Source organism: Streptomyces sp. NPDC044719 (assembly GCF_056433405.1).
Map to the genome: position 1 here is coordinate 227,723 of NZ_JBWKHE010000009.1, position 11,813 is coordinate 239,535.

Below are 11,813 nucleotides of genomic sequence, written 5' to 3' on the forward strand. Positions count from 1 at the left end.
GCAGCCGGAGCTGATCTCCGTATCGGAGCGCGGCGCGGCGATCGAACATACGATGGGCGGAGGTCGGTGCGGTGCCCCGGGGCGCCGTACCGGTAGTCGACCGCCCGGTGTGGGGGGACGTATGGCACAGGCCGCCGACGCGGCACGGACCGTCATCATGACCGTGGACGACGACCCGGGGGTCTCCCGGGCCGTGGCCCGGGATCTGAGGCGGCGGTACGGCGCGTCGTACCGGATCGTGCGCGCGGAGTCCGGCGAGTCCGCACTCGACGCGCTGCGGGAGCTGAAGCTGCGCGGTGATCTCGTGGCGGTGATCCTGGCCGACTACCGGATGCCGCAGATGAACGGCATCGAGTTCCTCGAACAGGCCCTGGACGTGTACCCGGGCGCTCGGCGGGTGCTGCTGACGGCGTACGCGGACACCAACGCGGCGATCGACGCGATCAACGTCGTCGACCTCGACCACTACCTCCTCAAGCCGTGGGACCCGCCCGAGGAGAAGCTCTACCCGGTGCTCGACGATCTGCTCCAGGCGTGGCGGACCAGCGACTTCCGGCCCGTGCCCAGCACGAAGGTGGTCGGGCACCGCTGGTCGTCACGCTCCTCGGACATACGGGAGTTCCTGGCCCGCAACCAGGTGCCGTACCGCTGGTACTCCGCCGACGAACCGGAAGGGCGGCGGCTGCTCGCCGCGGCGGGCACGGACGGGATGCGGCTGCCGGTGGTCATCACCCCGGACGGGACGCCCCTGGTCGAACCCGAGGCCGTCGACCTCGCCGCCCGGGTCGGGCTGGCGACGACCCCGACGGCCGACTTCTACGACCTGGTCGTGATCGGCGGCGGCCCGGCAGGGCTCGGCGCCGCCGTCTACGGCGCCTCCGAGGGGCTGCGCACCGTGCTGGTGGAGCGGTCGGCGACCGGCGGGCAGGCGGGGCAGAGCTCGCGCATCGAGAACTACCTGGGCTTCCCCGACGGCGTCTCGGGGGCGCAGCTCACCGACCGGGCACGGCGGCAGGCTGCGAAGTTCGGCGCGGAGATCCTCACCGCGCGCGAGGTGACGGCGCTGGAGGTCAACGGCGCCGCCCGGATCGTGCGGTTCTCCGACGGCTCGGCGGTCGCCGCGCACAGCGTGATCCTGGCGACCGGCGTGTCCTACCGGCAGCTGGCGGCGCCCGGCTGCGACGACCTGACCGGGTGCGGGGTGTTCTACGGGTCGGCCCTGACGGAGGCACCCTCCTGCCAGGGGCAGGACGTGTACATCGTGGGCGGCGCCAACTCCGCAGGGCAGGCGGCCATGTATCTGTCCCGGGGGGCCAAGTCGGTGACCCTGCTGGTGCGTGGCGAGTCGCTGTCGGCGTCGATGTCGCACTACCTGATCCAGCAGATCGAGGAGTCGCCCAACATCCAGGTGCGCTCCCGCACGGTCGTCGAGGCCGCGCACGGCGACGGCCACCTGGAGCGGCTGACCTTGCGCGATGTGGACAGCGGGCACACCGAACAGGTCGACGCCCAGTGGGTGTTCGTGTTCATCGGCGCGGCCCCGCTGACCGACTGGCTGGACGGCACGGTGCTGCGGGACGAGCGCGGGTTCATCCTCGCCGGGCCCGATCTGACGGCCGACGGCCGCCCGCCGCGGGACTGGGAGCTGGACCGGCCGCCGTACCACCTGGAGACGAACGTGCCCGGGGTGTTCGTGGCGGGCGACGCCCGCGCCGAGTCCGCCAAGCGCGTCGCGTCCGCCGTCGGAGAGGGAGCCATGGCCGTGATGCTCGTCCACCGGTATCTGGAGCAGTCATGAGCGGGCAGTCGATGCCCTGCAACCCCCAGGAGATCGGGGCACTGTTCCTGTTCGAGAAGCTCACTCCCGAGCAGCTCGGCAGGCTCTGCGGCGAGGGGCGGGTCGAGCGGTTCCAGCCCGGCCCCGTGTACACCGAGGGCGACCCGGCCACCTGCTTCTACGTGATGCTCGAGGGCACGGTCGTGCTGTACCGCCGGGTCGGCGGGGACGACGTGGAGGTGACCCGGACCTCCCAGCGCGGGGTGTACGCGGGGTCCATGCAGGCGTATCTGGGCGACCGGGTGCGGCAGGTCTACAACAACTCCATGCGCGTCACCGAGCCGACGCGGTTCTTCGTGCTGCCCGCCGACACCTTCGCGGACATCATGCAGGAGTGGTTCCCCATGGCGGTGCATCTGCTGGAGGGGCTGTTCTTCGGTTCCAAGAGCACCCAGCGGGCCATCGGGCAGCGCGAACGGCTGCTGGCGCTGGGCTCGTTGTCGGCGGGGCTCACGCACGAGCTCAACAACCCCGCCGCCGCGGCCGTACGGGCGACCGCGACGCTGCGGGAGCGGGTCGGCAAGATGCGGCACAAGCTGGCGATCATCGCGCAGGGTTCGTACTCCCCCGAGGTCATGGCGAAGCTCATCGACATCCAGGAGCGCACCGCCGAGCGGGTCGCCAAGGCCCCCACGCTGAGTCCGCTGGAGGCCTCCGACCGGGAGGACGCGCTCAGCGACTGGCTCGACGACCAGGGCATCCCCGACGGCTGGCGGATCGCGCCCACCTTCGTCCAGGCCGGTCTGGACGTGGACTGGCTGGACCAGATCGCGGCGGCCGTGGACGCGGAGATCCTGCCGAGCGCGATCGGCTGGCTCAACTACACGGTCGAGACCGAGTTGCTGATGGACGAGATCAACGACTCGACCACACGCATCTCGCATCTCGTCGACGCGGCGAAACAGTACTCGCAGCTCGACCGCGCGCCCTTCCAGAACGCGGATGTGCACGAACTCCTCGACTCCACCCTGCTGATGCTGTCGGCCAAGATCGGCAAGGAGATCAAGGTCGTCAAGGAGTACGACCGGACGCTGCCGAGGATCCCGGCGTACCCCGCGGAGCTCAACCAGGTGTGGACGAATCTGATCGACAACGCGGTGTCGGCCATCAACAGCGCGGGCGGCCAAGGGACGTTGACCGTGCGGACGGCTCCGGACCACGACCGGCTGCTGGTGGAGTTCCGGGACACGGGCGTCGGTATCCCGGCGGCGGACCGGGGGCGGATCTTCGATCCGTTCTTCACCACGAAGCCGGTGGGTGAGGGGACCGGGCTCGGCCTCGACATCTCCTGGCGGATCGTGGTCAACAAGCACCACGGGAGCATTCAGGTGGAGTCGGAGCCGGGGGACACACGGTTCCAGGTGCTGCTTCCGCTCACATCGGTCGAGGAGGAGCCTTCATGAGTGGCGACAGTGGTGTCATTGGGATCGACCCGGGGGTGCCGCCGAGCGGCAACGGGTGTCTCGACTGCGATGCGGCCGGCGGGTGGTGGTTCCATCTGCGGCGGTGTGCGCAGTGCGGGCACGTGGGGTGTTGTGACAGTTCGCCGGCGAAGCACGCGACGGGGCATTTCCGGGCTACCGGGCATCCTCTGGTGCAGAGCTTCGAGCCCGGGGAGAACTGGTACTGGGACTACTCGGCGAACGAGTTGTACGAAACCGGGCCTGAACTGGCTCCGCCTGCGAGTCATCCTGCGGATCAGCCGACGCCGGGGCCTGCGGGGCGGGTGCCGGTTGACTGGGCGAAGGTGTTGCGGGCCTAGGAGCCCGGGGCTGTCCGAGACACGGCGGAAAAGAGAGTTGGTTTCGTTGCCGCAGGCTTCATCGGCCACGCCCGTTGTCGGGCGGGATGCCGAACTCGAGCGGCTCTCCGGCGTACTGGAGCGTGCACGTGCCGGTGAGGCCCGGGCCGTGCTGGTCGCCGGGGATGCCGGAGTCGGTAAGACGCGGGTGCTGGACGAGATGGCCGGGCGGGCCGCCGAGAGCGGCATGACCGTGGTCACCGGGCACTGTGTGGATCTCGGGGACGTCGGGCTGCCGTATCTGCCGTTCACCGAGATTCTCGGGATGCTGGCCGCCGACGAGCGGTTCGCGGGCGCTCTCGCCGCGCATCCCGTGGTCGAGCGGTTGCTGGGGGCCGGGACCGGTGGCGTGCGCGACGTGGACGGGCGGTTGCGGCTGTTCGAGGGGATGGCGGGGCTGCTGGCCGGTGCGGCGGACGTCGCCCCGTTGCTGCTCGTGCTGGAGGATCTGCACTGGGCCGACCAGTCGTCGCGGGATCTGCTGCGGTTCCTGCTCGGCCGGGGTGTCCTCCGGCACCGGCTGGCGGTCCTCGCCTCGTACCGGGCCGACGACCTGCATCGACGGCATCCGCTGCGGCCGCTGCTGGCGGAGCTGATACGGCTGCCCGCCGTGGAGCGGCTGGAGCTGCGGCCGCTGGCCGATCCCGATGTGGCCCGGCTGGTGCGTGCCCTGGAGCACCGGCCGTTGCCGGACACCACCGTGCGGCGGATCGTGGAGCGCGCCGAGGGGAACGCCTTCTACGCGGAGGAACTGCTGGCGGCCTCCGACTCGGACCCCGGCGCGGTGCCCGGCGGACTGGCCGATGTGCTGCTGATCCGCTTCGAGCAGCTCTCCGACACCGCGCAGCAGGCGCTGCGGACCGCGGCCGTCGCCGGGCGCCGGGTGGAGCACGATGTGCTGCGGGAGGCGGTCGGGCTGCCCGAGGAGGAACTGGAGTCGGCGCTGCGCGAGGCGGTGGGGCGGCAGTTGCTCGTGGCCGGGGACGACGACACGTACTCCTTCCGGCACGCCCTCGCCCGTGAGGCCGTCTACGGGGATCTGCTCCCCGGGGAGCGGGCGAGACTGCACGGCGCGTTCGCACGGCTGCTCGCCGGGCGGGGCCGGACCGCCGAGAGCGCCGCCGAGCGCGCGCACCACTACCGGGAGAGCCACGACCTGGCCGAGGCGCTGGCCGCCTCGCTGGAGGCCGCCGACCACGCGCAGCGCGTCGGTGCGCCCGCCGAGGAGCAGCGGCATCTGGAAGCGGCCCTCGATCTGTGGCCGGCGGTGGCTCCCGAGGCCCGGCCCTCGGGCGGGGGCGTCGACCGGGTGACGCTGACGCTGCGCGCCTCGGCGGCGGCCGCGCACGCCGGGGAGCTGCACCGCGCGGTCTCCCTCAGCCGGTCCGCGCTGGCCGAGCTCGGCCAGGACGCCGACTCCGAGCTGGCCGCCCGGGTCCGCTACACCCTCGCCGGGAATCTGCTGAGCGTGGACAGCCTGACGGCGGCGTTCGCCTACAGCAGCGAGGCCCTGGGGATGATCCCCGAGGACCCTCCGTCGCGTACATGGGTGTGGGCGGCGGCCACCCATGTCCTGGCCGCACGCCACGTCGGGGAGAACGAGACCGCGCTGCGGGTCGCCCGCCGGGCCCTGGGGGTGGCGGAGCGGCTGCGGGTGACCGACGCCCAGGCGGACCTGCTGATCTCCCTGGCCGTCTTCGACGGGGACGGGCGGCGTGGTCCGGAGGGCCGTGAGCGGCTGCTCAAGGCGCGGGATCTGGCGCGGAGTTCGGGCAACGCCTCGGTGGAGCTGCGGGCCCTGTTCAACCTGGCGATGGGCTGCTACGAGTCCGGTGCCCTGGCGGAGTGCGTGCCCTGGCTGACCGAGGGCCTGGACCGGGCCCGGCGTGCCGGGCTGCTGTCCTCGCCGTACCCGCTGGAGATGCGGTATCTGCGGCTGATGGTGCTGCATGTGCTGGGCCGCTGGGACGAGTGCGTGCGCGCGGCGGCGGCCGACGCCGAGGTGCTGCCGGCGGCCGGTGGCTACACCGTCGGTCCCGCGCTGTCCGTGATGCTGGCGCGCGGCGATCTCGCGGCGGCCGACCGGGCGCGTGCCCTGCTGGAGGGGCCCTTCGACTGGATGGCCACCCTGGTCGCGGGCATCGTGCTCACCGACGCCGCGGGTCTGCGAGGTGATCCCGAGGACGCCGTGCGGTGGATGCGGTCCACGGTCACGGCCCTCGCCGACGAGGCGGTCCCCCGCCCGAACGCCACGGTCCGGCTCGCCGCCCTGGCGCTGTCCGCGGTGGCCGACGAGGCCGCCGGGCTGCGGCTGACCGGCGACGAGGCCGGGACCCGCCGCTGGACGGACACCGCGACCGAACTGGTGGAAATGGCGCGGGCCACCGCCACCCACGGCGAGAACGGCACGCCCCAGGGTCCCGAGGGACAGGCATGGCTGGCCCGGGCGGAGGCGGAGTGGCTCCGCGCCGTGTCGGGCCCGGACGCGGCAGCCTGGTCGGAGGCGGTGAAGGCCTTCGGCTACGGCGATGTCTACGAGCAGGCGCGCTGCCGGTTGCGGTACACCGAGGCGCTGGTGGCGGCCGGGCGTCGAGAAGAGGCGGTGGCGGAGGCCCGGGCGGTCCGGGAGACAGCCGACGCCCTCGGCACTACGCCGCTGCGGGAGCAGGTCGACGCCCTGGTCCGGCGCGGTCGGCTCTCGGACACACCGGACACCGGCGACCGGGCCGGCGCGCTCACCGCACGCGAGCAGGAGGTGCTGCGGCTGCTCGCCCTCGGCCGCAGCAATCGGCAGATCGGCGACGAACTGTTCATCAGCGGCAAGACGGCGAGCGTCCATGTCTCCAACATCCTCGCCAAGCTGGGCGCGTCGAGCCGCGGCGAGGCGGTGGCGATCGCCTACCGGGAGGGTCTGATCACCCCGGAGCCGTCGGCGTCCGGCTGACCGGCACGACCGGCCTTCCGGCCGGCTGCCGGGCGGGCCTGGGCGGCGGGCCCCCGCGCCTTCGTGCCTTCGCCACCGTCTCCCCGGGCGGCAACGGGGCCATCACGTCGTCAACGGACCGGGGCGGGCCGTCCGACTCGGCGACGAACGTGGCGAATCCGGTCGCCTATCCCTGACCGGGCTGACGGCTCCCGCAGTCGAGGCTCTCGAGATCGACGGCGTCGGCCATCGCCCGCATCCCCTTGTCGTTGGGGTGCAGATGGTCGCCGCCGTCGAAGACGGGCTGGATCCGCTCCGGGTCGGAGGGGCTGCGCAGGACGCTGTCGAAGTCGGCGACCGCGTCGAACTCGCCGCTGGTACGGATGAAGGTGTTGACCTCCTGGCGCACGGCCTCCCCGGAGGGGTCCCATTCCCGCCAGCCCTTGAAGGGGGCGATCGTGGCGCCGACGACGCACTTGCCGGCCGCGTGCGCCCGGTTGACCAGGGCGCGGTATCCGGCGATCAGCCTGGCGGCCGTGGCGCCCGGCTCGGCCTTGATGTCGTTGACGCCCTGGAAGAGGAACACCGTGCGCACGCCGGGCAGCGAGAGCGCGTCCCGCGAGAGGCGGTTCAGGGCGCTCTGCCCGGGAACATCGGTCAGGACCCTGTTGCCGGCGATCCCCGCGTTGGCCACCCCTTCGACGGTCGTCGTGGGGGACTTGGCCAGCCGGCGGGCGAGGTAGTCGGGCCAGCGCCGGTTGAGGTCGGTGGTGGACTGCCAGCCGTCGGTGACCGAGTCGCCGAGGGCCACCACGGCGCCCGCCGCGGACCGTGGCCGCACGGTGACGGCGTCGAGGTAGAACCAGGAGCCGGTCCGCTGTTTCCAGTGGGCCGCGCTCTCCTCGGCGGTGTGATCGCCCTCGGCGGTGTACGACGTCTGCATAGCCATCCAGTGCCCGGTGAGCGCGCCTCCCGCCCGGGGGACGTACAGGCTGACGACGAGCGAGCTCGCGGCGGGGACATGGCCGGGCAACGGGTCGCTGTGAACGATGCCGCCGGCCGGGACGGTGACGGAGCGCGATCCGTCGAAGGTGAGGCGTCTGTTGCTGCCCGGGACGAGGGCGGCCCCGTCCCGCTGCAGGCCGGCGTGGACGTTGCCGAAGGTCACCGGCTGGTCGCCGAAGGCGTTGGACAGCCGCACCCGCAGGCCGCTGCCGCCGATGCTGGTGTGCACCACCAGCCGGTAGCCGCGGCCGTCGACCGCTTCGCCGATGCGGTCGGCCGAGGAGGCCCAGGTGACCACGCCGTCCCCCGGCTCCGCCGGGGCACTGGGCGGCCGGGCAGGCCCGGCCCCCTGGGGCGCCGCACCGGCTCCGCAGCCCAGCACGAGACAGATCGAGAGGGCGGCCAGGGCGGTGCGGGGGCGTGCGGCGCGGGGCATCGTCGGCGCTCCTTCGGCCGGTCGGCGGGCGTTCTCATGCGCGAGGCGGGTCGTCCGGGGTGGTCCCGGCGTACGACACGGTAACGGTGCGGCCTCCGACGCCGTGCGGGTGGAGGGGCCGGACAGGGGGTTCGTGTCCGCCCGGGTGCCTCCTGGGCCGGTCAGGACGGCTTCACCGCCGCCCAGGGGTGACCACCTCGCGGTCGCCGGAACGGGCCTGGCAGTCGGTGGACCCGATCCTCCGGGCCGGATCACTCCGGTCGTGGCGGTGCCGCGGGCGTCCGACGGTGGGAACCCTCGTCCCCCCAGGGCCGTTGTCCGGGCGTGGCGAGCGAGTTGGTCCCCGGTGGCAATCTGGCGTTGCCGGGCGGTGCGGTCACCGTCCGGGTGCCCGGGCCGTTCGACGTGTCCGCGCTGATCACCGACGACAGCGGAAGGGTCGGGGGCGACGGCGACTTCGTCTTCTACAACCAGCCGACCGCGCCGGGAGCCGTGCTGCGGGGCGACACGCTCACCGTGACCCCGGCGAGGTTGCGTGCCGGCGCCACCCGGGTCACCGTCGCCGTCAGCCCCGCCGAGCCCGGCACCGCCCTCGGCCGCCTGCCCTCCCCCACGCTGCACGTCAGCGACGCCGCCGGCCGCCCGCTCACCCGGTTCACCCCTCCGCGCCCCCGCCAGGAGACGGTGCTGCTGCTCGCCGAGCTCTACCGGCGCGGCGACCGCTGGAAGCTGCGGGCCGTGGGCCAGGGGTACGCCGACGGACTGGCGGGCGTCGCCCGGGACTTCGGTGTCGACGTCGTGGACGACACAGCCGCGTCCGGGCCGGGCTCGGCAGGCGGGGCGCCGGGCGCGCGGCCCGGACCGCTCGACCGCGGGGCGCGGCAAGCGGCCTTCGCGCCCGCGGCCGGGCAGGCGCGGGTTCCGGCCGCGCGGCAAGGGACCGCCACCGGACCCGCCGCCCATTCCCCCGGCCCTCCCGCCTACGCTCCCTCGGCACCAGCCCCCGACGGTTTCGTGGCCCTGGTCAACTCCGCCCGGGCCGAAGCCGGTTCACCGCCGACCGCCCTCGACGCCCGCTTGGCGGCCGCGGCCCGGGAGCACGCGGCCGCCATGGCGATGACGGGGCGCCTCGGCGTCGAGAGCCGGGACGGTGTCTCCGTCTACCAGCGCGTCACCGGCGTCGGGTACGCGTATCTCACCATCGGCGAGCACCTCGTGTCCGGCCCGCGCTCACCCGCCGAGTTCGTCGCGTACTGCCTGCGCACCGGCCCCGCGCGCCGCACCCTGCTCGACCCGGCGTTCACCCACACCGGACTGGCCCACGTCCACGACGGTCCCTCCGGTGACACCTACTGGACCGCCCTGTGGGCCGGGCCGTTCACAACGGACGGGCTGCGGGCCACGGCATCAGCGGTCACGGACCTCACCAACCGGGAGCGGGCACAGGCCGGGCTCCCGCCCCTGGCCGTCGACCCTCTCCTCACCGCCGCCGCGCAGGCGCACAGCGCCGACATGGTCGCCCGCGCCTTCTACTCGCACACCGCGCCCGACGGCAGCCGGCCCTGGGACCGCGCCACCGCGGCAGGATCCGCCCGGCGTTCCATCGGCGAGAACATAGCCTGCGGCCAGCGCTCCCCCGCCGACGTCGTCGAGGGCTGGATGAACAGCCCGGGTCACCGGGCCAACATCCTCAAGCCCGGCTTCACCCACATCGGCATCGGCTTCGCGGGCGGCGGCCGGGCAGGCACCTACTGGACGCAGCTCTTCGGCGCCTGACACCGCATCACCGCGCCCCGCAACCGTCAACCCCGCCCGCGATCTTGGCGGAGGGAAACGCTCCGGGCGAGGATGCCGGTATGAAGGGTGACCTCTTTTCCAATGAGCACATGGCACAGCCGGCCGTCGCGGCGGGCATGACGGTCGAGAACGCCAAGTGCGTCCGGTACACGGTGAACGGCGAGATGCTCGCCCGGCAGGGCGCGATGATCGCATACCGCGGCAATCTCCAGTTCGAGCGCAAGGGCCAGGGCGTGGGCGGCATGCTCAAGCGCGCGGTCACCGGGGAGGGACTGCCGTTGATGGCGGTGCGCGGGCAAGGCGAGGCCTGGTTCGCCCACGAAGCGCAGAACTGCTTCATCGTCGACGTCGAACCCGGCGACGAGTTCACCGTCAACGGCCGCAACGTGCTGTGCTTCGACGCCACGTTGTCGTATCGCATCGCGACGGTGAAGGGCGCCGGCATCACCGGCGGCGGTCTGTTCAACAGTGTCTTCACCGGCCACGGCAAACTGGGCCTGGTCTGCGAGGGCACCCCGCTCGTCATCCCCGTTTCCGCGCAGTACCCGGTGTACGTCGACACCGACGCGATCGTCGGCTGGACGGCGGGCCTGCAGACCTCCCTGCACCGCTCCCAGTCCATCGGGTCGATGCTGCGCGGCGGCTCCGGCGAGGCCGTTCAACTGCTGCTCCAGGGCGAGGGATACGTCGTCGTACGGCCGAGCGAGGCGACGCCGCAGAAACCCGGGCAGCACTGATTCCGGCACCGAGGCCCCCTCGGGTGATCTACGCCTCACAGGCAACCCGGTCCGTTCCGCCGACGTCTTGATCGGCAACAGGTGATGCCCTGGCCCTTGTGGCCAGGGCCGGTTTCCCCCCTTCTATACGCACCATGTATACGCAGTGTGTATACATGGTGCGCATACGGACCGAAAGGCATCGATGTACGGCAAGGCATTCGCCCCGGAGTACCAGGGCGCGCTCACCACCCTGTCCGTCAACTCCTCACTGACCGACGTACTGGCCGCCGGCACCGAGCAGTTGAGGGCGGCCGAGCGCGCCGGCGAGCCCGGGGAGGTGGCGCGCTCCGGACTCGCGGTGGCGGAGGCGCAGCGCCGGCTGGGCCGGGTCGCGGACGCGGACCGGGCCTGGAAGGCGAGTTACCGCGCCGCCCGCGAGGCCGAGGACACCGGGGCGATGGCCTGGGCCCTGTGGAGCGGCGGCACGCTGGCCCGGCAGCGCGGCGCGCTCCCGCTGGCCCGCCGCCTCCTCCAGCTCGCGGCCGACCTGGGCGAACGCGGCGGGGACATCGTCGTACGCGGCTACTCGCTGGCGGGCCTCGCGGAGACCGGCCGCATCCAGGGCGACTACGAGGCCGTCGGCCGGCTGCACGAGCAGTTGCTCGCCGAGGCCCGGCGGCGCGGGGAGGCGCGGCACACGGTGTGGGCGCTGGAGGGCATCGCGCAGATGCACCGCAACACCGGCAACTACGACAGGGCGTACGCCCTGTTCGAGGAGTCCGCCGAGATCGCCGCCCGCGCCGAGGACCGGCGCGGACACGCGTGGGCGCTGCGCGGACTGGCCGACGTCGTGTCGGTGCGCGACGGGGACACCGAGCGGGCCCTGGAGCTGCTGAGCGAGGCGGAGACGACCTGCCGCGCGATGCGGCTGTCCAGCGCGCTGGCGTACAACCACAAGATGCGCGGCAACGTGCTGTACCGGGCAGGGCGTTACACCGAGGCGCGTGCCCTGTACGAGCAGGCGCTCGCGGAGTTCCGCGAGATGAGCGAGCCGCGCGGGGAGGCGCTCTCGCGCCTCGGGCTGGCCAAGTCCCTGGCCCGGCTGGGCCGCGACCGCGGCGAGACGGCGGCCGAACTGGCCGACCTCGCCGGCGTGCTGGAGCGGATCGGCCTCCAGCACGCCCGCACCATGGTGGCCCGCGCCCATGAGGAGCTCGGCATACCGGACAAGGGGCTCGCCCTCGCGGGTGCGACGGAGGCGGCACGATGACGGCGCTCCCCACGACGGTACAGAC

At 73.1% G+C, this 11,813-nt stretch carries 8 protein-coding genes; 7 read left to right on the top strand and 1 reads right to left on the bottom strand.

Annotated features, from left to right (window positions below; genetic code table 11):
• Positions 1–121: 121 nt before the first annotated feature.
• Genes AC07DF_RS32995 through AC07DF_RS33010 form a run of 4 tightly spaced genes read left to right on the top strand, consistent with a single transcriptional unit; the run spans position 122 to position 6,582 of the window.
• A complete protein-coding gene (locus AC07DF_RS32995; RefSeq protein WP_478979742.1) occupies positions 122–1,798 on the top strand; it encodes an NAD(P)/FAD-dependent oxidoreductase in 1,677 nt (558 codons plus the stop codon).
• A complete protein-coding gene (locus AC07DF_RS33000) occupies positions 1,795–3,240 on the top strand; it encodes an ATP-binding protein (RefSeq protein ID WP_478979744.1) in 1,446 nt (481 codons plus the stop codon). The genes AC07DF_RS32995 and AC07DF_RS33000 overlap by 4 nt, the downstream gene beginning before the upstream one ends.
• Positions 3,237–3,599 carry a UBP-type zinc finger domain-containing protein gene (locus tag AC07DF_RS33005; protein ID WP_478979746.1) on the top strand — a complete coding sequence of 121 codons (363 nt, stop codon included), beginning with the start codon at positions 3,237–3,239 and terminating at the stop codon, positions 3,597–3,599. Before AC07DF_RS33000 ends, AC07DF_RS33005 begins: the two co-directional genes overlap by 4 nt.
• Before the next feature lie 46 nt (positions 3,600–3,645).
• Positions 3,646–6,582, top strand: coding sequence for a helix-turn-helix transcriptional regulator (locus AC07DF_RS33010; protein WP_478979748.1), 2,937 nt, complete (start codon positions 3,646–3,648; stop codon positions 6,580–6,582).
• A 166-nt stretch (positions 6,583–6,748) separates the two neighbouring features.
• Here the strand turns inward: AC07DF_RS33010 and AC07DF_RS33015 are convergent, their stop codons facing one another.
• Positions 6,749–8,002 carry an SGNH/GDSL hydrolase family protein gene (locus tag AC07DF_RS33015; RefSeq protein ID WP_478979750.1) on the bottom strand — a complete coding sequence of 418 codons (1,254 nt, stop codon included), beginning with the start codon at positions 8,000–8,002 and terminating at the stop codon, positions 6,749–6,751.
• A gap of 324 nt (positions 8,003–8,326) precedes the next feature.
• Between AC07DF_RS33015 and AC07DF_RS33020 the strand changes: the two genes are divergently transcribed.
• The 3 genes from AC07DF_RS33020 (at position 8,327) to AC07DF_RS33030 (ending at position 11,788) form a co-directional block, all read left to right on the top strand.
• A complete protein-coding gene (locus AC07DF_RS33020; RefSeq protein ID WP_478979752.1) occupies positions 8,327–9,778 on the top strand; it encodes a CAP domain-containing protein in 1,452 nt (483 codons plus the stop codon).
• Between the two features lie 80 nt (positions 9,779–9,858).
• Entirely contained in the window at positions 9,859–10,536 is a 678-nt protein-coding gene (locus AC07DF_RS33025; RefSeq protein ID WP_478979754.1) for an AIM24 family protein, read from the top strand.
• Positions 10,537–10,720: 184 nt separating this feature from the next.
• On the top strand, positions 10,721–11,788 hold the full coding sequence (locus tag AC07DF_RS33030; RefSeq protein WP_478979756.1) for a tetratricopeptide repeat protein: 1,068 nt from the start codon (positions 10,721–10,723) through the stop codon (positions 11,786–11,788).
• Positions 11,789–11,813 lie beyond the last annotated feature (25 nt).

Coding starts and splice junctions, on each gene's coding strand:
- AC07DF_RS33005 (WP_478979746.1), top strand. CDS start 3,237: ATGAGTGGCGACAGTGGTGTCATTGGGATCGACCCGGGGGTGCCGCCG.
- AC07DF_RS33015 (WP_478979750.1), bottom strand. CDS start 8,002: ATGCCCCGCGCCGCACGCCCCCGCACCGCCCTGGCCGCCCTCTCGATC.
- AC07DF_RS33030 (WP_478979756.1), top strand. CDS start 10,721: ATGTACGGCAAGGCATTCGCCCCGGAGTACCAGGGCGCGCTCACCACC.
- AC07DF_RS33025 (WP_478979754.1), top strand. CDS start 9,859: ATGAAGGGTGACCTCTTTTCCAATGAGCACATGGCACAGCCGGCCGTC.
- AC07DF_RS33000 (WP_478979744.1), top strand. CDS start 1,795: ATGAGCGGGCAGTCGATGCCCTGCAACCCCCAGGAGATCGGGGCACTG.
- AC07DF_RS32995 (WP_478979742.1), top strand. CDS start 122: ATGGCACAGGCCGCCGACGCGGCACGGACCGTCATCATGACCGTGGAC.